The organism is Bacillus sp. ILBB4 (assembly GCF_035064545.1).
In the GTDB taxonomy this organism is placed as follows: Bacteria; Bacillota; Bacilli; order Bacillales; family Bacillaceae_H; genus Priestia.
In genome coordinates, this window is the sequence record NZ_JAIQVD010000010.1 from 74,061 (window position 1) to 97,139 (window position 23,079).

Sequence of the window (23,079 nt, forward strand, 5' to 3'; positions counted from 1 at the left end):
TCATGAAAAGTAGGCAAGAAGCTATCAATTATTGCATGAAATATGAAAATGTATTTGAAGACAAGCCATTTCGAGATAAAAATTGGACTACTATCAGGCATAAAGAAAATCAAAAGGTTTTTGCATGGATTTTTGAGAGAGACGATCATATTTGGATCAACTTAAAGGGTGAACCAGAAATAAATAGTCATTCACGCGAAATTTATCATTCTATAGTACCAGCTTATCACCTTAATAAAGAACATTGGAATTCTATCATTCTAGACGGTACTGTACCAGAAAAAGAAATATATGAAATGGTTAAAACAAGCTATTATTTAACAAAGGAGAGGAAAACTTATGAAAACAAGAATAACTGAAATTTTTGGAATTCAATATCCAATCGTTCAAGGAGGATTAGCCTACTTAGCTTATGCTGAATTAGCTTCAGCTGTCTCTAATGCTGGCGGACTTGGGCAAATTACAGCTGCAACTCTAGGAACTCCAGAAAAGCTTCGTGAAGAAATTCGTAGAGTACGTACCATGACCGATAAGCCATTTGGGGTGAATTTTGCAATTGCGAGGCATGATGGGCATTATAAAGACTTGCTTGAAGTGGCTATCGAGGAGAAGGTACCTGCTATCTCTATAACAGGAGGGAACCCTCAACCCGTTTTTGAACGAATAAAAGGGGAAAATATTAAAACTCTTGTTCTAGTTTCAGGAGTTAGACAAGCACAAAAGGCTGAGGAACTTGGGGCTGATGCCGTAATGGCAGTAGGACAAGAAGGAGGCGGCCACTTAGGGCGGGATGATATTGGCACAATGGTCCTTATTCCTCGTGTAGTTGAATCTGTTTCAATTCCTGTACTAGCTAGTGGAGGGATCGGAGATGGAAGAGGCTTATTAGCAGCCTTCGCCCTTGGAGCAGAAGGAATAGAAATGGGAACAAGATTTATTGCTACGCAAGAGTGTGTACATGCAAACCCTGTATACAAAGAAGCACTTGTGAAGAGCAAAGAGACAGATACCGTTATTATCAAGAAAACTTTAGGGCATCCTGGGCGTGTTTTAGAATCAAAATATACTAGCGATATTATTGAACGTGAGCACAAAGGGGCAACTTATGAAGATTTAAAAGATATGGTCAGTGGTAAGGCAAACTGCAAATATATTTACAACGGGAATGAAGGAGAGGGATTTGGTTGGGCTGGACAGGTTATCGGACTAATTAATGATGTTCCTACGGTTCAAGAATTATTTAATGAGATGATTTCTACAGCTGAACAAGGAAAGCAGCGTTTGATAAACATTTTAGAAACAACAAAGAACTTTTAATAGTGTTCCAGCTTTAAGTAATATATTAACTAAAATCGGAAATTTTAAATTATGTTTGTCTTATTATCGATAACAAAATAAAAAGCCACCCAGTGTTTGCAGGACAGGTGGCTTTTTATTATAAAATGCATGTGCAAACCTATAGTAACACGTTTTTACGTACGAGCATATATATAACTTGCGCTTTTTATACATCAAATCCTTATCCACTTATCCAAGGAAACCTGGTTATATCAAGGATATATAAAAAGCTACATATAAAGGACTTGGCTTCTGTATTTATTAAAAAATAACTTATCTCAATCTATTAAAGGGATGTTTTGTCATCTTTCGCTTCGTTTTTTAATGGTTTTTTATCCTCTTTATCGTGGTCCTCCATAATTCCTTGAGTTGCATTCTTAAATTCACGAAGTGTTTTACCAGCAGAACGTCCTAATTCGGGAAGCCTTTTGGGACCAAATATAATTAAGGCTGTTACACCTATTAAAACCGCACTTCCAGCTCCTATCATTATAATCACCTCATTTCTTATCTATATTAGTCTTAAAACAAACATTGGTATCTATCCTGATAAAATTAAATTCTTGTGGGCCTATTCTAATAAAGACTGAGCAATGTACTCTCCTTTACGGATTCCGCGAGCACAAGCAAACATTGCACTGCCTATATGTTTTGTATACTCATTTAATTTATCCTGTTGAGATAATACCTTAAGCATTGGTATAAATTGTGTATCAGGATTCTTTTGGTAACTAATGAACATAAGCCCTGCATTTATATTCCCTGTTTTAGGATCTACCCCATCTGTATAAGAATATGCTCTTCTATAAATCTCTTGCCTTGTTCCTTTTGCCAAAGCCGTATGAGAAGTAGGAGGCATTTGCATAAGACTTACTTTATCGTGTTCTTTTACTTTGCCGTAAGGAGCCCCACTATCCTTTTTTCGACCAAACGTGTCCTCTTGGTCTTTAAGAGATGATCGATCCCATACTTCTAAAAACATCTGAATTTTTCTAAAAGCCATATAAGTACCACCCTGCATCCATGCTGGCTCTGAATTATTCGCCCAAATAATTCGATTATGAGATTCAGAATCCGTAGAAGAAACATTTGCCGTACCATCTTTAAAGCCAAATAAATTCCGTGGCGTTTTTTCATCTGGAGCACTAATAAAACCAGATTGCATCCATTTTACTTCTGCTACGCCTACTGCTGATTTAATAAGGTTGCGTACAGCGTGAAATGCCACTTGTTGATCATCTGCACAAACTTGTACAGAAATGTCTCCTCCTATAAAAGGCTCTTGCAAATCATCTCTTGGCATTGCCGGAATATCCTTAAGGTGCTTCGGCTTCTTATCAGCTAAACCAAAACGATCTTCCCCATTCTTAGAAAAGAAAGAAGGACCAAAGCCAAATGTTAAGGTTAATTTGGAAGGAGTTAAATCTTTTGCTTCTCCTGTGTCTTTTGGTGGAAGCCAATCATTATTATTGTCTTCGTTAACTTTTCCCTGAGTCATAGATTGACTCAACACCGTCCATTTTTTGAAAAGATCTATAACTTTATCTTTTTGATCTGTTAGTAAATCAAAAGCAGCTACATAAGCATATGTTTGCTGAGGCGTTACAATTCCTGCTTGGTTTTTTCCATTAAAAGAAATAATAGAATCATCTACAGAATTGCTTAAGGCTTTCTCGCTTGAATTTCCTAGCCCATTAGCCATATTAGCTAAAACGCCGATACTACTTGTGCTTACCGCAACACCTACACCCGTTAATACTGACATTTTTAACATATCACGACGCGTGTATTGTTTGGGCCTCTTCGATTCTTTCACGTTCATTCTCCTTTTTTATTGAAATATCTCAGCTGTTTGGGCCATAGATTCCGATAAGGTGTTTAACTGTTGACTCAGTTCCCGAATCTGTTCCTTCGTTAATTCTGTATACGGGAGATACGTTCCATCTTTTTGATATTTCCCTAAGGTAGCTGTTAGTTGATTAAATTCTTTATCTAATTGCTCTGAAAGGTCTGGACTTTTTTCATTCAGAATTGGTAAAACAGCATGATAGACAGCTAGAGAACCTTCTACATTTGAAGCTAAATCTACTAAGTCAATATGAGAGTATCTTTCCTCTTCTCCAGTCACTTTTGAAATAGCAGCCTCATTTAACAGCTCCATTGAACCAGCGACTACTTGTGTAGGTTCTAATTTAACTTCTTTTACTCTTTGCTGTAGATCTTGTACGTCTTTATTTAATTGAGCTGCATATTGGTTCATTCCTTCTAAAGAAGAGTCTTTCCAAATTGCTTTTTCAATGCGATGGAATCCTCCCCATTCTGAAGTGTCAACATCACCCTCACGCGCATCAATTTTTGGATCTAAGTCACCAAAGCTTTCGGCAATTGGTTCAATACGTTCATAATACACACGAGCTTCTGCATAAGAAGCTTTGGCCTTTTCTAGATCACCTGCATTCACAGCATCTGTAAAGGTCGTAGTCGTTTTTACTAACTGTTCTGTTTGGTCATTTACGTACGTTTTGTAATTATTAACAGCTTTTTTCAATGCTTCTGATGTCTTTGTCGCTGTTTCTTTCGCATTTTTTAGATTTTCCAACGAACGATCTAGCTGAACACTTAGTTCTTGCACCTTTTTCTGATCGATTGAGCTTTTTTCTATTTCAGTAGATAGTGGAAGGATATATTTTTCTGTATCTGTGTATAGAAGTGGGTATTTCTCACGAATGTTATTTTCATAAGATAACCACTGATTATAGAGCTCTTTCCCATATTTCTTAATTTGTTTTTGATCCTGTTTTTCTAAACCACTCTGCAGTTTATCAAGCGTAGTTTGCATCTTCTTTACGTTACTTTTTAAAGTATCTTGTTTACTTTCCTTCTCTTGGCTAGTTGCTTGTTTCGTATCATCCTGAGCACTAGAATTTGTTGAATTACTGCATGCACCTAAGGCTGGTACAGTGAGTAGAGATAGGGTAAGTGCAGTGTAAGTAATTTTTTTAGATAAGAACATGTTAAATAACCCCCTGGTTTTTTTGATCTGTATTGTTTGTATTGTTTTGTTTCTTTTTCTGAACGATAAGTATTAATAAAGCAAATCCAATTATAAGAAGTTGTGGCAATGTACTATACCAAGAAGGATATACACTTAACACATCAATGGTTGGAATGGCATTTGTACTTAATGAAGGAACTATTCCTGATAACTGCAAACTATGTACACCTGACCCCATAAATTTGAGACACATATAAAACACGATAATACTAGAAATAAAGAAAAATGGTTTTAATGGCAATTTGATACCAATCTTCAACATGAAAATTCCAATAGCAATTAGAACTCCAAAACCAATTGCTATCCCCAAAATTAATTGTGAGGAGGACATTTGACTAGCCATACCAATTAAAAAGAGAACTGTTTCAATCCCTTCTCTTAAAATTGCTAAAAATGCTAGTATTGCGAATGAAAACATCTTTCCATTACTAAGAGCTTGTGCTGTTTTTCCGTTGATAAATTTGTTCCACTTTTCAACATTTGAGTTGCTGTGTAGCCAATAGCTAACATATAAAAGCATGAGACTGGCAACCACTCCTGAAAAACCATTAATTAGGAAGTTGTTTTGTCCGAAACTTGCAGAGTTTAAAACATAAGTAACTAGAAAGCCAATGACTAGACTGCACAGAATGCCTAGTGAAGCTCCTCCCCAAACCCAACGGTTTCCTTTAGCTGAAGGTCCTTTTTTAGTAATTGCAAGGAGAGCTCCAATAACTAATAAAGCTTCGACTCCCTCTCTAATTGGAATAAGAGCCGCATCCCACATGCTGTACGAGGTGTTAACTAATGGTTTTAAATCAATAATCATTTTATCTATAATTTCAATACTTTTGTTAACCTCTTTAGGATTACTTAAAGATGAATCCAACTCTACTAATCTTCTTTCTGAATTATTGTAAACAGTCTGAGACTTTCCTACAACATTTCCTTCCACACTTAGCCATTGGGATGTTAACTCCTGGACTTGAGCCTTTCCTTTTGCTACATCTTTGCTTTCTAAAGTTTTTTTAGTGTTTTCTAAAAGTTTTACATATGACGCTAGACTCATTTCTTTATCTGATTGTGGTTTATCTGTCAATTGGCCCTTGCTATATTGATTTAAGAAACTCTTAAGTGATTCTAGAGATTCTTCGACCTCTTGTTTATCTTCATTTAATAAGGCTATAGATATGGCAGCTATTTCTCTTTCAATTTTGCCATGAGCATATAAAGAATCTTTTTGAATGCCTGCCTTCATTTGTGTCCATTCTTGTTTGAATAACTGAAACGATTTATTAGCTCCCTCTAAATCTTCCTTCTTTATATCGGAGATAGCCTTATCTATATATTGAATAGATTGCTTTGCTGTTTCTCTCGAATTATTTTCTTTTGCAAAGGAATTAGTAGCAGTTCCGGAAATGACTATCAGCCCTACAACTATTAAACTAATGAAGATTTGTTTTATCATGCCTAACACTCCTATGTAGTAATGAAAATCATTATCATTGACTTCTTAATTATCGTTAGAATATAATAACTTGTCAAACAAATTTTAAAGGAAAAAATAAATAAATTCTCATTAAAAAAGTTATGTAGTTCAGCTTTTAGCTACATAACACCATAGGAGTGAATTTAAACTTGGCTCAATTTATTTGTCAGATATGTAATTCTGAGTTTAAAAGCTATAATAAGAATGCAAAATACTGTTCTCAATCATGTAAAGGACAAGCCTATATTAAACATTCAATTAAAGAGTGTAAAATCTGCAAAAAAGAATATAAACCTATACGAGCGACAAGTAAATTCTGTTCTCTTAAATGTTGTGCTGTGGATAAGAAAAATAGAGTTGTTCTTATCCCTCTTTTCTTATCGTCACAATATACGGAGTTAGTTACTATAATGAAATTTCCAGAACTATAAGAAACGTTCAATGAACCTTCACTTATAAGATTTATTGAACGTTTCTTATATTACCTTATTTATTAGGCTTCTGGTATAAATGTTTTACAATCTGTATCCTCACTATTTGATGCCTGTTTGCCTTTATGGCTGACAACATATATCTCATCCGCACTACATTTGTTGCCAGAATGCCAATATTTACAGTTGTTTACCTCACAAAGAATATTTTGCTCCATATTATCACACCTCCTCTTTTGTTATGATTAACAAATTGGAGATAGTTGATACTGACGTACTATCAAGTTTGCCTACATCCATAAACCCTAAGATCAGTAACAAAAAAGACCGCCTATATCAGCGATCTTTTAAACCTATGTAAAGAAACTAAGCAACATCTTTGATTTCAATGGTTTTATTAATAAATAGTTTATCTTTAAGTCGTGATAGCAAGACACCATCTACTCCATATCTACCTGCATTTAAAGCAGAAACGAGAATAAACATAGACAATAAAACAAGTTGTACATTGGTACTTGTTGAACCACTAAACAAATAAGAAAAATTCATCACAAGACCAAAGAATACGGCTGTTTTAGTAAAGCAACCAATCAATAAACCTATTCCGACTAGTAATTCTCCCCAAGGTACTAATGTATTAAATAGTTCTACATGAGGAATGGCTAAGTTTTCTAAAAAGACAACCCACCATCCCTGCACTGCGGGGTGATCTCCAGCTGCTTGTGCTAATGCTCCTTTCAAGAAGCCAGAAGCATCAAACTGTCCACTTGCTATCTTCCCCCAGCCAGCCATTACCCATGTATATCCAAGATATACACGTAATACAGCCAAAAGTATAGAGACCTTCTTGTTTTGTCTTAAAACTTCAATAAACATGTTGTTTCCTCCAATATACAAAATATAAGTTCTAAAATATAATAGCACAATTGAAAATGAATATCATTATCGTTTTAAAAGAGTATGTAAAAACTTCGACAGCTTCATAAAAAGAAAAAGGACTGCCCAATTTGGCAGTCTCTTTTTGATTTTCATTTTACTTCTTATTGGTTAGTTTCTTGAATTCCTAGAAAATCCATTACGGTAACTAAAAATGTATCCTTTAACACACAAGATATTTAAATCTATTATAAGAGGTCAAAGTATTTATTATCGTTAACAAAATAAAAAGCTGTATAAGACAGAAACACAATCTTAGCGAAACCCCTTCTACCACAAGGGGTTCTTTTTGGGTTGTGTACCGGAAAGAGGTATTATGTTAACTAATTTTGCATATGATATACATTTTTTACTGTGTAATAATTCCCTTAGAATATTAGCCTAGGACCCGTACCATTTCTGCTTGCATACCTCTTTGGCCATTCACTACTACAAAAGTAACCTTTTGCCCTTCTTTTAAGCTTTTAATAACAACTCCTTCAGTCCCTTTAGTCCGTTCAATAGCTGTAAAATGGACAAAAAGATCAGGTCCACTTTCTGGTGTAATAAAGCCAAATCCTTTCTCATGATTGAACCACTTAACTGTTCCAACCTGTCTTTCTGCCATATAAATCTTCCCCCTAAAGTATCAGTATTTTTTTGTTTCAATAATGGTGATTATGTTTATTGAATTTCTATATTATATACATGCTTTATTGGTGAATATTCTTATTACCTTTTCCCTTTAAAGCTTCCACTACAGATATGATTATTAGGGAGATAAGTGATGAGATGAAAGCCGTAAAACTAATTGCTCCTACTCCCATACCAGTCCATCCTCCGATAAAGAAACTTATTATAAAAACAATAACACTCAGTATTCCTACAATTAGAGGCACTACATATTTTAGGGTAGAGTTCTTTCTGCCAATTACATATGACAGTATGATTAGGATAGCAATCATGATTACGGAAACTATGTACAAATTATCTATTATTAGCCTCATTCGGTTTACGATATACATATTATCATAATCTTCTAAGGCTTATCGAATGAATAACTGATTTATTTCCGATAATGGTTTTATGTTAACTAAACCTGTACAGGAGATTTATAACAATCTACGTCTCTAGATGTATAGTAATAACAAAGAATTAGTGTTAAAATTTTCCATGTAAATTAATGGATATTACATGGAGGATATTTATGAAAAAAGTTTATATTGGGTTCATAGCAGCTTTGAGTATATCTATACTCTTGTTTGGTTGTAGCTCAAAGGAAAAAGAGATGAAGGAAGACGTAAACTTAGGTTTTGACCAAGCTAAAAAAGTAGAAGTATCATCTGTAAATCATCCAGACGTAGTGTTAAATACTATTGATAAGCAGCAAGATATAAATACATTTATCAATAAACTAAAAGTGGATAAATGGAATGTTGCAGAGATTCCTGCGGATGCTAAAAAAGAGAATGTCTATAAAATGTATCAGGAAGGAACTGTTAAATTGGGAGAGTCATCAAATAAGGGTAAAAAAGATCTTAAACAAGTTGCTACAGTTACTACTTACAAAGGTATTCCTTATATTGACGTTGAAATTAAAGATCTTAATTTAAATCTTAAAGTTCCAAATGATGTATCTGAATATCTGTCTAGTCGAGGTCATCAGGAACAGTAGTTACATACATAATAGGTATAAGGAATAGATCCCTAAAGGTGTTTAATACTTTAGGGATCTATTTGTGCCTATAAGTTACATTATGGTAACTACATATGTACGTAATTTAAATTTAAGGATAGATGCCTTACTTTATACAGTTTTCATCATATTATTTAAAATATCATAAACCAATTTAAAAGTAATGAAACCATCATCTTCTAGAAAATGACCACCCTTCTTAACAGGATAAATTGATGTATCCAATTGTTTTGATAAATTTTCACTTAATTGAAAAGGAACAATATAGTCATCTTTCGCAGCAATAACAGCACGTGAATTAGTTGCAGAAATTATTTTTTGATTATCTACTTTTTTAACCGTAAAGGGATCTAGTGAGGGTAAAGACGATAATTGCTCAGAAAAGCCAGAAACAAGAATAAAGCCTCCAAAGTCTGGTAATGGATCTAATTGTTCCAGATAGTTTAATAGTGTAATAGAGCCTAAGCTATGTGCTACAAAATAAGTGTTGTTATCTAAATCCTTTATTTTATTAGTCAATGTCTTCAACCATTCTTCTTTCTTCGGGTCAGACGAATTTGGCATATGAAGAACTGAAACTTGATGATCATCTGCTAGTAATTTTTCTTTTAGCCAAGGAAACCAATGATTAGATGGTGAGGCTCCGTATCCATGGATGATATATACTTGTTTTCCCATTATTACTCCCCTTTTCTTTTATAGATGTAAAAACAGTATATTACTAATCCAGGTCTATATGGTAGAAGAAACACCTGAATGAGTAGTTAACAGGATCTTTTTCAGTGCCGATAATCCGTTTTATGTTAACTAACTTTGTATATCTTATACACCTTAAAAACAGAACAACCTACTGCTCCTGTACAGTAGGTTGTTCTGTTTGGAATAACGAATATGGTTTTGTATTGGTAGATGCCTCACGGCGTCTTGGCTAGTTTGCTCAAGATATAAAAATTTACTCATTTCTCTTTTGCAATTTCTTTTCTGTTAGGAGCAAGTGGTGGCTGTTCTAACCATTTATTTTTCACCATAATATTAAACCATTTTTTGGTTACCATTAAATTTTTTAGAATAACGCCTTCATAAGCAGCTACAAGATCTGTTCGCATGGCTGATGCTAAACCTGTTCCGTGATACGCTTGTGCAGCTTGGAACAAGAAACCAATATGATACATCATTAACTTATCAGAAAAAGGAGAATCTGTGGAAGTGGTTACTTCTGTCTCCCACGATTTAGGAACGGGTAAATTATCTGCGTGCATTATTTTTGAAAAGGATTGTATTTGTTCATCAGCTGTTTTCTCGGAATCCTCTAAAAATTCCCTTACTTCTTTTGACTGAGAGACCTGACTAAATCCAATAGAAAGAGTTTTAGCCATAATGCTTTTCTTAAGGTTGAAGGAAATACTTATGATTTCTAGTGCCGTTAAGCGTCTGCCTTTTCCAAAAAATCCATCTAAAAAATCCTGGCTAGAAATATATTCAGGGTTTTTAGCAGGATAAAAATAAGGGTCCCTCTGAAACTCCCCTTTTTCAAGTAATAATTCAATCGTTTGATGATACATCCTTTTTGCATCATTATCACATGAATCGTAGAAGTAGCGTAAGTCTTCTCTGATAGAAACACCTAATGAGGTTGTATGTCCTAGCAAGCCATGTAACGTCATGACATGTAAATAATTCAAGCAGAATATATCAGTAAATAATTTTTTAGTACCTTTATTGAGGTCAGACTCAGTAAATCCAATTGGAACTGGAAATCCTTCATTTTCTATAAAAGCTACAATTTGTTTCTTTTGGTTTGCGAAGGTCTTAATAGCATCTTCAAAAACGGCCTTTATTGACTCGTCTTCAATAATAGAGAACATATATCGATTTACTACATCTGTCATTGTTCCGTTTACATACTCTCCCCATAGTGTCCCTATCTCGGAAGATGTGAGTTTTATCTTATTTTTATCCATATGATCACCTCATGGATAATATTTACTAATTTATTAATAGATATGAATATTATCTTAACAAAAATGGTTTTTAGCTTGTAATTTCAGATAACGTACATTATGGTAACTACGATTGTATGTCATATACAGCTTAAAAACAGAAAAACCTATCTCTTCCCAGTCAAAAGAGGTAGGTTTTTCTGTTGCAAAATTTAGTTGTATGAGTCGATATTTAGTAACACCTTGGGTAGTTTGCTCAATTTGCTATTCATTATTCGTTTTATAATCTTAAATAAAAAAAGAAACAGATCTAAAAAGACTGTTTCTTGTAAAATTCCAATCCAACATAATACTTTACCCCTTTGATTGAAAATGAAACATGAAATATGATTATTTTTATAAAACTTATTTTACTTCTGATAAGCCGTTTTATGTTAAGTAAGATTAAAGGGTAATTACTAAAGATAAAGAAAAAGCCCCCTATCTATAAATTCACGGAGAAATTGGGCTCTTTCGTCTCTTCATTAAAGCAACTTTAACAGAATAACTAAACATAAACTTTTAATCATAAAATCAATTTTTCTACTTCACTCTAGCACCTGTTCTTTGATGATTAATCTCTCTTTTCAAAAGCTAACCAAGTTCCTAAACAAATTAAAGTAAATCCACTAACCCTTTTCTGCCATTGCATTACAGTTTTATTTTTTGCTAGAACATTTCTAATTGAATCTGCAATAATCGAATAGCAAACGTCAATTATTAGACCAAGCAATCCAAAAATAACTCCTAGAAATATGAATTGGAAAAAAGTGTTCCCTTGGTCGGGACTAATAAATTGTGGGAGAAAAGTAAGAAAAAACAAAGCAACTTTTGGATTAAAAACATCAGTTATAGCTCCTTGCCAAAAAGCTTTCCACATACCCCCGTGATTTTTTTGAATATTAATGTTTATTCCCTCTTTATCTCGAATAGTTTGTATTCCCAAGTAAATTAGATATGCAGCACCAATATATTTTACAATTTGAAAAGCAAGTGCAGAAGTCATCAAAATAGCCGATAGGCCGAATGCGGCGAGGAGAATATGGAAAAGAATCCCTACTTGCATTCCAAATGCTGTGGCAATTCCGACCTTTTTCCCCCCAGCAATGCTACGGCTTACTACAAATGCTACATCTGGCCCTGGAATAAGTGATATTACCAATGTGGCAAACAAAAAAGCTGTAAAATTAGTAAAATCTAAATTAATAAAATCAAACATAAATATACCTCCGAAGCAAATAGATATTATTACTATAAATGAATTAAGGGATACTACCTTCTAGCTATCATTTCTATTTCAATTTGTGCGCCTAGAGGGAGGGACGCTACACCTATAGTTGTACGAGCAGGATATGGAGCAGAAAACTGTGTTGCATAAACTTCGTTCATTGCTGCAAAATCATCCATATTGGTTAAAAAAACATTTACCTTTTCCACATTATCAGGGGTTAGACCTGATGCTTCCAGTACTTTAAAAAGATTTTTAAAACATTGTTTTGTTTGTTCTACAATATTACCCTCTGAGAGCTTCTGAGTCTGTGGATCAATAGGCGTTTGTCCGGATAAAAACAGTAAATCCCCTGCTTCAACTGCATGAGAGTAGGGACCAACAGCAACAGCGCCATCAGCATTAATACATTTTCTTGTCATATATACTACCTCCTTTAGATATCTAACTTACTGCGATATAGAGGGTTATAAACAAATCATAAACCCCTATGTCCCCTATCTTTATAGATTACGGTGTAATGTTTAGGTAGATTCTTCGTTTTATTCTTTTTCACTCCTTTTTCACTCTAAATATAATTACGTTTTAAGAAATCTACCATCAATTCACCGATTTCATTTGCGTGTGTTTCTAAAGCAAAGTGTCCACTGTCTACTAAATGGATCTCTGCATCAGGTAAATCTTTTTTGAAAGCTTCAGCTCCTTCTGGAATAAAGGAAACATCATTTTTACCCCATACTGCTAATAAAGGTGGTTGATACTTACAGAGATATTGTTGAAATTCGGGATACATCTTTACATTGGTTTGATAATCAAATATTAAATCTAACTGTTTTTCATCATTTCCTGGTCGTTTCATGGAGGCAATGTCAAGCGTATAACCATCTGGAGAAACTGTATTTTCCTGCGTCCCATCGATATACTGATGCTTAATGGTTTCTGCTGCAAAAGCCGTTCGATAACTTTGTCTTTTTTCCAGCGTGGGATTTTCCCAGTATTCTTCTCTAGCCGCCCATTTTGCTCCTAAACCTTCTCGATAAATGTTTCCATTTTGGCTAATAATTGCTGTTACACGCTCTGGGTTATGCATGGCTAAACGGAAACCAATCGGAGCACCATAATCAAAAACATATAGAGCATACTTATCAAGTTCTAATTTATTAACGAAAGCTTCGATTACCTCCGTAATATGATCAAATGTATAGTCAAATTCTTTTCGATCAGGCGAAGTTGTATTTCCAAAGCCAGGATAATCAGGGGCAATTACATAATAATCTTTTTCTAGAACCGGAATAAGATCTCGGAACATGTGGCTTGCAGATGGAAAACCATGTAGCAATAAGATGATTGGTTTATCTGGATCCCCTGCCTTCCTATAAAATATATTTAGATCTTTCACCTCTAAAGTATGATATGTTACCATACAAACACTCCTCTCTAATTTTTAAACGTTCAAGTGACTAAACTCTTTTCTAAACAACTATCATCAATGAAGACTTTATTTCTGCTAAAGTTACTGACTGCTTTCCCCATAGATTTTTAATCAGTACCTACACCTTATAATAGATTTTCCTAGCATGTATAATTCAATACTGAGATGGGGGGTATCTCTAAAAGAGATATCCACTTAAGTGAGGAGGCAATATAAATATTCAATTGCTTCATGTTTCCTTGTTTAAAAAGCTATCATATCAAGGTTTTTTCTTTAAAAACTGATATAATAGCTTTTATTTATTCAACCTGTAGTTACTGAAATTATACAAATAAAGATGTATAAACAAAGCAATGATTTAAATTGTTCTTTTTCTTTCTCAACGACATGCTTTCAATCCTTATTAGACACATAAATGTTAATTTTCTTCATTCTGTATATTTTCTGTAATTACAACTTTAACCGGCTTATTATCAAAGCGAATCCCAGATAATAAAAAGAGAGCACCTATTAATACTACAATTGCAGCCCCAATTAAAGCAGAGTTGTAATTATGACTAGCAGATGCAAGGTACCCTGCAAGCAAGGGTCCTATCATTTGACCAGCAGCATAAATAGCTGTGAGGTAACCGATGATACGGCTACTATTCTTTGGATTAATTCGGCTTGCTAATGTTGTAGCAAGCGTTGTAATTCCCATAAATGTTGCTCCAAACAATATTGCACTGACAATTAACCCCGTTTTAGTCATTAATAATACCGGGACTACAATGCCAAATGCTTGTAATAGCAAGGCAACAACTAAGCATTTCACAAACCCCATTTTTTTGGCAAGTGAAGACCAGATAATACAAGATGGAATCGCAGCTAAACCGACAATCATCCATATAAAGGTTGCATCTCCATTAAAATTTGGTATTTGTCCCGCAATAGATATAATAAAGGTACCAGTTACAATATACCCGAGACCCTCTAGACCATAGGCTATAACCAACCAAGGAATCCAAGTTGTTGGAGGTCCATGAGCAGGTATTTCCTTCTTCTTATTTTGAGTAGAATTAGAGGTCTCATCCTTTAACCAAACCCATACTAGGAAAGTAAAAACAATACTTAGAATAGAGAGTCCAACCCATGCTCCTGCCCATTTAAAATAATGATTTAAAATAGGAATAATGATTCCAGTAAGAAAAATTCCGACTCCAACTCCTCCATAGAAAAGCCCAGACCAATTTGTTTTCCCTTTTTCAGCCAGTTTATCTAATACAATACTTGAAGCTAAAACAAGTACAAATGCACTGGAAAAACCAGATACGAAGCGAAAAACATACCACGCTGAATACATTTGAAATAACCCCATACCTGCCGTGGTAACTACACTAAGAATTAGACTTAATCTCAAAAATGCTTTTCTACGCTGCTTTAAAGGAAGGATACCTACTAAAACTGCCCCAACTAGATATCCAGCATAGTTGCTTGTAGCAAGATACCCGGCAACTTTATTTGAAAATGACAGGTCACTTTGCATAAGAGGTAGAATTGGCGTATAGGAAAACCGTGCAATACCCATTGCAACAACTAACGATAATATTCCACCTACTAAAATTTTAATCAAGTTCTCATCTCCTTTAAAAACGTTACTATTTCAGCATATCTCTATTTGGATATATAATAAAATACTTAAAATAGATAACAGATATCTTTAAAATAGATATAGAAATTCATGGAAGTTTGGATTTTCTCTTAGGCTTCTCATTGAATCTGCTAGCGCGTTCATGACTTTCTAAATCTATAGAGCTTTCTTCACTACCATATTTACACATATGTAAAAGCCCTTTGCTTAATAAGAGCAAAGGACTTTTTATTGAATAAAATATGATAACTTCAATTACTCTGATGGGGTTTATTCCATATAATAGGTACACACTTTCTGACTATGAATCCAAGTTCTAGTTGTGTGGAACTCTTTATCCATATAACGAGGATGCAAATCCATTCTCCCTTTCTGAGATATTATAGAGGACTGATCCTCTCTTCTTGAAACATCTCTATAAATTTAATAAGAGGCGTAGAGAAAGTGGCATCAGTACGATAAATAAAAAGCGTATCGACTAGTGAAAATTTTTCAGGAATAGGATAATGAGTAACCTCCTCTAGATAGCTGTATCTTTGCACAATAGACAATGGCAGTAAAGTAACTCCCAGTCCAGCTGCTATGCACCCCATAAGGGCATCCAAGGAACCAAATTCCATAACTTTAGAAGGTATCACACCTTCTTCATGTAACCAATGCTTTAATTTCTCACGATAAAAACAACCTTTGTGTAAGACTAAAAGTGTCAGATTATCAACTTTATGAGATTTTAAAGATTGAGAAAGTAACGAATTTCCTACCAACACCAATTCTTCAGTGAAAACTTTTTTTGCAATAAGATCAGGATGAGATAGAGGTCCAGATACAAATGCACCGTCTAATTCATAATTTAACACTGCTTCAATATGCTGACTAGTAGGCCCTGTTTTTAAGTTTAAATCTACTTGCGGATAAGCAGAATGGTACCTAGAAAGAAACCTCGGCAAATGAACTGCAGCAGTTGTCTCCATTGATCCGATGCCTAATGGACCTTGAGGCTCTTTTTGGTCCTTCATTACTTCTTTTGTTTCATCTAAAAGACGAAAAATTTTATTAGCATAAGTTACTAATACTTCTCCTTTTGCTGTTAGTGTAACTCCTTTATTATGTCGATAGAACAAGACCGTTTGTAGGCTATTTTCTAACTGTTGCATTCGAGTCGTAATATTAGACTGTGCATAATTTAGCTCTTTCGCAGCCTTTGAGATACTTCCGTACTCAGCAACTGCCTTAAAAATGCGCAAGGATTGAATATCCATGTTTCTTCACACCTAATTTCTCTTTGTTATCTGTTAAAGTGATGGCAAATATCTTTATTTTGAATTATACCATATGGAGAAAAACGTATATGATAAATATGGAGCATCTTTTATGAAGCTCACATGTGCTCTTAATACAAATGAATTAACTACCAGATCACATCACTTATTTAAATCTAAATACAACTCGTGTAGTCTACTTCATAACCTGGGGGAGAAAAATGAACTTGGATAATCGTGTTTGTGAAATTTTAGGTATTAAGGTACCCATTATACAGGCTGGTATGGCGGGAGACAAAATTACAACAGTAGATCTCATTGTAAACGTATGTGAAGCAGGTGGGCTTGGAACATTAGGCGCTGCTTACATGCATCCAGAGGATATCCGACAAGCTGTAAGAGAGATTCGGAAATATACCAAAAGGCCCTTTGCTGTTAATCTTTTTGCTACTGAAATGGCAGATAATACGGGTGGGTTAGAAGAGGTTCAGCAAGTATTGGACACGATGCGGGGTGTTTTATCTATTAAGCGTGTTGAACAAGAAGTTAAGACTAAAAATTTATTTAAAGAACAATTTAAGGTATTGGTAGAAGAACAAGTACCTATAGTAAGCACAGCTTTTGGTGTTCTTCCCCCTTATGCGATGAAAATAGCAAAGGAAAATGACCAAAAAGTTATGACAATGGTTACAACAGTCAAAGAAGCTCTAACTGCACAAGAACAGGGTACAGATGTGATTATAGCGCAAGGAAGTGAAGCAGGTGGTCATCGGGGAACATTTGATGTAAATGAGCATCCTTATGGAGCTAATATCGGGCTCTTTTCACTTGTACCTCAAATAGTGGATCAAATTGATGTTCCTGTCATTGCCACGGGTGGAATTATGGATGGACGAGGATTAATCGCGGCTTTAGCTTTGGGTGCGAGTGGTGTACAAATGGGAACGGCCTTTTTAGCAACAGAAGAATCTGGAGCACATCCTTGTTATAAAGAGGCCCTTTACGAAAGTAATGAAGAAAGCACGGTTCTCACTAAACATTTTTCAGGTCGTCCCGCACGAGGAATAGCAAATACTTTTATTAAGGAGTTCGAAACTTCTAAGATTCAACCGTTATGTTTTCCTACACAAAACACCATTACGGGAGATATTCGGAAAGCTGCAGCTAAGTTAGGTGATAAAGAGTATATGTCTTTATGGTGTGGCCAAAGTACAAGGCTATTAGAAAGAGATCGAACAGCAGCTGATCTAGTGAAAGCTACTATGCAGCAAGCAGAAAATATTCTAAAAACACTCAATTATAGTTAAATTAATAAATAAGCCTCTTTCCATAGTAATTACTGTTTGAATCTATAGAATTGGGCTTTTCCTATTTAATCATTTACTCTAAAGGTATAATAATTGATGTAAAAAAATATTTGAATTGTAAGGTGAACAACATGAGAATTGGTTTTTTTGACTCTGGCATTGGAGGAATATCGGTATTAAATGAAGCGATAAAACATTTTCCAAAAGAAGATTTTTTATATTATGCTGATACACGCAATGTCCCATATGGAACCAAGACAAAAGAAGAAGTAAATAGACATGTCCAAACCGCCGTAGAAGATATTCTGAAACAAGAGGTTAAAGCACTTGTTATTGCCTGTAATACAGCTACTAGCATCTCTATTAACGAATTAAGGTCTACTTACGATATTCCAATCATCGGAATGGAGCCTGCTGCAAAGCCTGCTATTGAATTAAGTAGTTCAATGGATAAACGAGTGCTTGTTTTTGCTACAGACTTAACATTAAAAGAATTAAAATATAGAAAGCTAATTACCAGAATTGATAAAGATTTAATTGTTGACCCAATGCCTCTTCCAGAATTAGTTGAATTCTGTGAAGACTTAAACTTTAGTTGGGATGAATTAAGTACGTATTTTAAGTCAAAGCTAGAAAGATTTGATTTAAACCAATATGGTACAGTTGTTTTAGGTTGTACGCATTTCCCTTATTACAAGCCTATATTAAAAGATTTGCTCCCCTCTCATATTCAACTTATTGATGGCAGTAAAGGAACTGTAGAAAGACTGTCTAGTCTCCTAGAAGAAAAGAATTTATTAAGTAATGATGGAACCAATGATATTTCGTTTCAATGTTCTAATCAGGATAAGAACTATATAACAAAGATGAAGAATGCACTAGGAATTCTTCAAAATACATTAGGTAAAACTGAAAATAACTAAAGTGTTTCCATATCTAAACTAAAAAAAGCTCTCATTCTTAAGAGCTTTTTTTTAGTTTAGATTTCTCTTTATTTTTGGTTATTTTTTATCTTAATAAAGCTCAAATAAGTATAAAACATCGTTTTTTTATAATTTAACAACTCTACTTTGGTTATTAGGTTAACATGTAATCCATTTTATGTTAATTGAAATTAATCCTAGAACGACAACTTTATTAGAAATGAGGAGAGTTTGGTTGTTCTTAGATGCTAGAAGCTAAAATGTTCAAGCTATAATATTAACTATATAGATTTTTCTTCATTAACAAATATAGTTACCATGCATTAGTAAAACCACCTATAGCTATGACAATCACTATCAGACCTATGGCCATGTAAAGAAAGGGTCCCCTTCCTTTCCACTCTAAATAGGTAGTGTAACTATTAAAAACGAGCGATGACCCTAACAAAACAAGGCCAAATGACTTCAAATAAAGTGAATGCTGAAAGTAAGAAACGATTGCTAGAATGGCTCCCACTACAGCCAAAAGCACATAAAATACTTTCAATACTTAGCAATTTTTCTACAAAAAAAGGATCTTTTTGTTATTATTAAGAACAACTTTAAAAAATAGACGACCAAAAGGCCGTCTATTCTTCAGAAATGATATGTTTGTTAAAACTACAAGGCCACCCCTAATTGTATTCTTTTATATAAACCTGAAGTTGACAGGAAAACGCATTTACATCAAAAATATCGGTAAATAGATATAATTCTAAACAGTGAATTACATGTAATTTATTTTCAAGTATAAAGTTCTTTAATTGAACCATTTTCTCATTTCGATTTTTACTTGTGTAGGACAAAGTTAAGTAATTTCCTGTTGGAAGTATAGAGAACAAATCTTTATTTTTAAGATAATCCTCTTTATTTATTAATTCAAAAACAAATGTTGGTGTTGGATGACCTGTTTCATCAATATAATATAGAGTTCCACTTTCATAAATACTTTTTATTTTATAATTCTCCATTAAACAATCTAAAGTCGAATAATCTAGTAAATCCGATGACTCTGTTCCTTCAGTAGAAGGTGTAGTCATCAAGTAACGTTCTTGAAAATGTGTTACTTTAAAATCTTCATCATTCATTATATTGAATGAATCATCGATTCTTTTCCTGAGAATATCGATTTTATTTTTAACAGAGTTTAATTGATTTATTTGTGAATCAATATCTTTCTTCTTTTGCTCTAAGAAATATAGCAATTCTTCAGTATTTGCAGAAGAAAAAATCTTTCGCATTTCTTCAATACTTACATTCAATTGACGTCCAGCCTTAATAATATCAATATGGATAAATTGTTCAGCAGAATAATATCTATAGCCAGTACTCTCATTAATATATGCAGGCATAAGGATTTTTTCTTTATGATAATATCTTAACGCTTTAATGGATAAATTCTTAAGCTTGGAAGTTTCACCTATAGAATATAGTTTAGACCTTTTTTTCATATTGCCCCTCGTATAAAATCTTAATTTGTCATAGTAATTATGATATTGACAGGTTTTAAATAGGAAATTCTCCAATTAAAAGATACAGGTAGGTGTTCAGTGAATTTTATATTGTGATAATCTGACACAACCCAGTTGATAAATACCTTCAACTGGGTCAATCCTAATATATCTCCTTAAAAGAGCTTAACAGGTAACTGTTTTAAACCACGAATTATAAGACTTTGCCGCCATTCTAGTTCAGACAGTTCAGCTGCAAGAGTAATATCTGGGTATTCCTCGAGCAAAACCCGAATGGCAATTTCCCCTTCAAGTCGGGCTAGTGGGGCACCTAGACAGTAGTGAAGACCTTTACCAAATGCAAGATGCGGACTTTTCTCTCTTGTAATATCAAGATTACTAGGTTTTACAAACACCGACGGATCATGATCAGCAGAGGCAAGTGAAACAATAACGTGATCCCCCTTCCCAACCTGCTGACCCATAAACGTAAAGGATTCTTTCGCCCAACGGTCTGTACTGAACTCTACTGGCCCATTAAAACGTAGCAATTCCTCAATAGCCTGAGCCACAAGGGAAGGATCTGCTTTTAGCAACGCAAGTTGCTCTGGATGTGTAAGTAGAGCCAGTAAACCGTTAGCAATGAGATTAACGGTCGTTTCATGTCCTGCCACGATAAGAAGCATGATAACTCCATACAATTCACTTACGGTCAGCCGTTCTCCCCCTTCCTCAACTTGAATTAGATAAGACATTAAATCTTCTCCAGGAGAAACACGCTTTTGTTCTGTCAATTTCTCCAAATAAGCCATAAATTCCAGATTGACTTTGTCATACTCAGAATCATCATTTATATCCACTAATGCGTTGGACCAGCGCTGGAAATCAAGCTGATCTTCAGAAGGAATACCAAGTAATTCACAAATGACTCTAATTGGAATCGGAAACGCATAAGCGTTGATAAAATCAACTGTTCCCTTGTTACTCATAATCTTAGCTTGTTCTCTTGCAATTTCTTCAATACGTCCCCTTAACTTCTCAATCCTTTTGGGTGTAAAACCACTTTGTACTAGGCTGCGTAAACGATGATGATCTGGCGGGTCAACAAAGAGCATACTTTGAGCGATTGGAGGTAAATTCTCATCTGTCATTTCATCAGGAAAAACGGTCCGCATATCTTTTATAAACCTATTATCTTTTAATACGGCTTCTGCTGCCTTATACGTAAAAGCCATCCATGTACTGTGTCCTTCGTTAAGCATCTTCACTTTTGCAAAAGGTTGGTGTGGACGAATTTTCTTATAATAATCATAAGGGTTTTGGTGGAACTGTTGTGAAAATAAATCAAGTGATTTTATATCCATAAGTATTGCCCTCCCTTTCTAAACTCCCTCGTACTAATAAGCTGCTTTATTTCCGGGTAAACACTTTTCCAACCTCACGAAATAATATAACCTATATCCAAACACCCCTTCTCTCAATTTCTAACTTAATTTTAATGTCTACCCTAAGAGGAGAGTCAATCTTGTTTTTTATGGAAGGTTCCGTTAGGTTAAATTTTGAGCTTGCTGTACAAAATTGGAAAGGATTCATTTTTTAGTGAAAGTTTCTTATTATTTAAATTCATAGTCCGTAAACATATGTTTTTACGGTAGGTGTATTAAGGAAAATGAATTTACGTTAATTTTATAGATCAGAAAAACCAGACTTAATAATAAAGATACAATTCAATTTTCCCCATTAAATTCCTCGATATAATACAAATATTATACAATATAAAAAGACTGATAATTTAGGGGGAAGATTATATGGGAAGACAAAATGGAACAATTAAGTGGTACAACTTTAATAGGGGATATGGTTTTATTACAACAGAAGATGAAACTGAGATTTTTGTTTCTTATCGCTCTATTGAAGGGAATGGTTATGCAGATCTGAGAGAAGGTCAAAAGGTTTCTTTTGACCTAGAAACAGGTCAAAGGGGTCTAGAAGCAGTACGTGTACGGGTCCTACACTAATTTCCTAAGATTATCTATTATTTAAAAGGCAACAGGTTATTCTGTTTCCTTATTTGGCTTTATAAAGTTATCTTGACCATTAGTCTAAAATAGGTCGCATACTATTATAGTTTGTAGGAAAAATAAAAAGGAACCTCGACAATTGGCAAGCGAGGTTCCTTTTTACAGCTAATATTTGTCATGAGGTAGAAATATTAGTAAATAAATAATAACATATTTTTTTATAAAGACTACATTTTTCTAATTAAGTATACTTCCCCAAGGGTTCTTTTGCTTGTTTGGTTCCTTTAAGAGGTATTATGTAAACTGATTTTGTATATGATATTTATGATCTTTTAACTCAATTCTGATATATAATCAGATAGGAACAAAATTATAATTGAGTCCATCTGAATAGAGGTTAGAAATTGAAAAAACGATATATAGTGTGTTTGGCTGCATTAAGCTTTCTTCTAGTTATAGGGTTTGTTTGGTGGTTTCTTTTTGCGCCTAGCTATCTACGATTTGCTCCAAAGGGAGAATATATTTCTCAAAGTAAATCTCCTAACGGTGATTACATAGTAAAGATTTATCGTTCGAGTGGTGGAGCGACTACACCTTTTGCAATTAGAGGAGAAGTGACGTATACAAATAAAGTTTTTAATAAAAGGAAAAACATCTATTGGAATTACCCTCAGGAAACAGCTAAAGTTAAATGGGTAAATAACAAAACAGTTAACATTAGTGGTCATATATTAAACGTTACAAAAGATACGTTTGATGCTAATGATGTAGATAATTAAATTCTACTCTTAAACAACAAAAGCTCTTATGAAAGAGCTTTTTATTGTTTAACTACCTATAATTTACATTATGTTAACTAAATTTGAAGATCATATACATCAAAAAATAGAAAAGAACTCACTATTTT

At 34.1% G+C, this 23,079-nt stretch carries 24 protein-coding genes; 7 read left to right on the top strand and 17 right to left on the bottom strand.

What is annotated here, in order from left to right; translation table 11 throughout:
• Positions 1-2: 2 nt before the first annotated feature.
• Together LAV82_RS26505 and LAV82_RS26510 are read left to right on the top strand one after the other, a co-directional pair.
• A complete protein-coding gene (locus tag LAV82_RS26505; protein ID WP_499717297.1) occupies positions 3-359 on the top strand; it encodes an MmcQ/YjbR family DNA-binding protein in 357 nt (118 codons plus the stop codon).
• A complete protein-coding gene (locus LAV82_RS26510) occupies positions 340-1,317 on the top strand; it encodes an NAD(P)H-dependent flavin oxidoreductase (RefSeq protein ID WP_499717298.1) in 978 nt (325 codons plus the stop codon). Before LAV82_RS26505 ends, LAV82_RS26510 begins: the two co-directional genes overlap by 20 nt.
• Positions 1,318-1,624: 307 nt before the next feature.
• On the opposite strand, the gene LAV82_RS26515 is transcribed toward LAV82_RS26510, so the two are convergent.
• The 8 genes from LAV82_RS26515 to LAV82_RS26550 form a co-directional block, all read right to left on the bottom strand.
• Entirely contained in the window at positions 1,625-1,828 is a 204-nt protein-coding gene (locus LAV82_RS26515; RefSeq protein WP_499717299.1) for a twin-arginine translocase TatA/TatE family subunit, read from the bottom strand.
• An 81-nt stretch (positions 1,829-1,909) separates the two neighbouring features.
• Positions 1,910-3,112 carry an iron uptake transporter deferrochelatase/peroxidase subunit gene (gene efeB, locus LAV82_RS26520; RefSeq protein WP_499717320.1) on the bottom strand — a complete coding sequence of 401 codons (1,203 nt, stop codon included), beginning with the start codon at positions 3,110-3,112 and terminating at the stop codon, positions 1,910-1,912.
• A gap of 57 nt (positions 3,113-3,169) precedes the next feature.
• Positions 3,170-4,333, bottom strand: a complete 1,164-nt coding sequence (gene efeO / locus LAV82_RS26525) for an iron uptake system protein EfeO (protein ID WP_499717321.1) — start codon at positions 4,331-4,333, stop codon at positions 3,170-3,172.
• A gap of 19 nt (positions 4,334-4,352) precedes the next feature.
• A complete protein-coding gene (locus LAV82_RS26530) occupies positions 4,353-5,840 on the bottom strand; it encodes an FTR1 family iron permease (protein WP_499717300.1) in 1,488 nt (495 codons plus the stop codon).
• A 514-nt stretch (positions 5,841-6,354) separates the two neighbouring features.
• Positions 6,355-6,510, bottom strand: a complete 156-nt coding sequence (locus LAV82_RS26535) for a DUF1540 domain-containing protein (protein ID WP_075422865.1) — start codon at positions 6,508-6,510, stop codon at positions 6,355-6,357.
• Positions 6,511-6,658: 148 nt separating this feature from the next.
• Complete coding sequence (locus tag LAV82_RS26540; protein ID WP_499717301.1) at positions 6,659-7,168, bottom strand: DoxX family protein; 510 nt, start codon at positions 7,166-7,168, stop codon at positions 6,659-6,661.
• 436 nt (positions 7,169-7,604) lie between these two features.
• Positions 7,605-7,835 (bottom strand): cold-shock protein, encoded by a 231-nt coding sequence (locus LAV82_RS26545; RefSeq protein ID WP_140457151.1) that lies wholly within the window; start codon positions 7,833-7,835, stop codon positions 7,605-7,607.
• A gap of 85 nt (positions 7,836-7,920) precedes the next feature.
• Complete coding sequence (locus LAV82_RS26550; RefSeq protein ID WP_499717302.1) at positions 7,921-8,232, bottom strand: YesK family protein; 312 nt, start codon at positions 8,230-8,232, stop codon at positions 7,921-7,923.
• A 182-nt stretch (positions 8,233-8,414) separates the two neighbouring features.
• Here LAV82_RS26550 and LAV82_RS26555 point away from each other — a divergent pair, with 182 nt between their 5' ends.
• Positions 8,415-8,882, top strand: coding sequence for a hypothetical protein (locus tag LAV82_RS26555; protein WP_211079240.1), 468 nt, complete (start codon positions 8,415-8,417; stop codon positions 8,880-8,882).
• Between the two features lie 132 nt (positions 8,883-9,014).
• On the opposite strand, the gene LAV82_RS26560 is transcribed toward LAV82_RS26555, so the two are convergent.
• The 7 genes from LAV82_RS26560 to LAV82_RS26590 all read right to left on the bottom strand — a co-directional run bounded on the left by LAV82_RS26560 (position 9,015) and on the right by LAV82_RS26590 (position 16,431).
• The gene (locus LAV82_RS26560) at positions 9,015-9,581 is read right to left on the bottom strand and encodes an RBBP9/YdeN family alpha/beta hydrolase (RefSeq protein WP_074683640.1); all 567 of its coding nucleotides are present in this window, start codon (positions 9,579-9,581) and stop codon (positions 9,015-9,017) included.
• Between the two features lie 278 nt (positions 9,582-9,859).
• On the bottom strand, positions 9,860-10,864 hold the full coding sequence (locus LAV82_RS26565) for a DUF3231 family protein (RefSeq protein WP_499717303.1): 1,005 nt from the start codon (positions 10,862-10,864) through the stop codon (positions 9,860-9,862).
• 592 nt (positions 10,865-11,456) lie between these two features.
• On the bottom strand, positions 11,457-12,101 hold the full coding sequence (locus LAV82_RS26570) for a LysE family translocator (RefSeq protein ID WP_499717304.1): 645 nt from the start codon (positions 12,099-12,101) through the stop codon (positions 11,457-11,459).
• Between the two features lie 53 nt (positions 12,102-12,154).
• Positions 12,155-12,532: a RidA family protein gene (locus LAV82_RS26575; RefSeq protein WP_057242745.1), complete on the bottom strand. Its 378-nt coding sequence runs from the start codon at positions 12,530-12,532 to the stop codon at positions 12,155-12,157.
• Positions 12,533-12,678: 146 nt separating this feature from the next.
• The gene (locus LAV82_RS26580; protein ID WP_499717305.1) at positions 12,679-13,533 is read right to left on the bottom strand and encodes an alpha/beta fold hydrolase; all 855 of its coding nucleotides are present in this window, start codon (positions 13,531-13,533) and stop codon (positions 12,679-12,681) included.
• Between the two features lie 427 nt (positions 13,534-13,960).
• Positions 13,961-15,154 (bottom strand): YbfB/YjiJ family MFS transporter, encoded by a 1,194-nt coding sequence (locus LAV82_RS26585; protein WP_499717306.1) that lies wholly within the window; start codon positions 15,152-15,154, stop codon positions 13,961-13,963.
• 398 nt (positions 15,155-15,552) lie between these two features.
• Entirely contained in the window at positions 15,553-16,431 is an 879-nt protein-coding gene (locus tag LAV82_RS26590; protein WP_211079234.1) for a LysR family transcriptional regulator, read from the bottom strand.
• A 221-nt stretch (positions 16,432-16,652) separates the two neighbouring features.
• On the opposite strand from LAV82_RS26590, the gene LAV82_RS26595 reads away from it, so the two are divergent.
• Positions 16,653-17,738 (top strand): NAD(P)H-dependent flavin oxidoreductase, encoded by a 1,086-nt coding sequence (locus LAV82_RS26595; protein WP_074898578.1) that lies wholly within the window; start codon positions 16,653-16,655, stop codon positions 17,736-17,738.
• A gap of 131 nt (positions 17,739-17,869) precedes the next feature.
• Complete coding sequence (gene murI, locus LAV82_RS26600; protein ID WP_211079232.1) at positions 17,870-18,661, top strand: glutamate racemase; 792 nt, start codon at positions 17,870-17,872, stop codon at positions 18,659-18,661.
• 674 nt (positions 18,662-19,335) lie between these two features.
• Here murI and LAV82_RS26605 read toward each other — a convergent pair.
• Positions 19,336-20,151 carry a MerR family transcriptional regulator gene (locus LAV82_RS26605; RefSeq protein WP_499717307.1) on the bottom strand — a complete coding sequence of 272 codons (816 nt, stop codon included), beginning with the start codon at positions 20,149-20,151 and terminating at the stop codon, positions 19,336-19,338.
• A gap of 176 nt (positions 20,152-20,327) precedes the next feature.
• Entirely contained in the window at positions 20,328-21,413 is a 1,086-nt protein-coding gene (locus LAV82_RS26610; RefSeq protein WP_499717308.1) for a cytochrome P450 family protein, read from the bottom strand.
• 546 nt (positions 21,414-21,959) lie between these two features.
• On the opposite strand from LAV82_RS26610, the gene LAV82_RS26615 reads away from it, so the two are divergent.
• Positions 21,960-22,169 carry a cold-shock protein gene (locus tag LAV82_RS26615; protein WP_074898582.1) on the top strand — a complete coding sequence of 70 codons (210 nt, stop codon included), beginning with the start codon at positions 21,960-21,962 and terminating at the stop codon, positions 22,167-22,169.
• A 407-nt stretch (positions 22,170-22,576) separates the two neighbouring features.
• Positions 22,577-22,951, top strand: coding sequence for a DUF5412 family protein (locus LAV82_RS26620; RefSeq protein WP_499717309.1), 375 nt, complete (start codon positions 22,577-22,579; stop codon positions 22,949-22,951).
• The last annotated feature ends 128 nt before the right edge of the window (positions 22,952-23,079 follow it).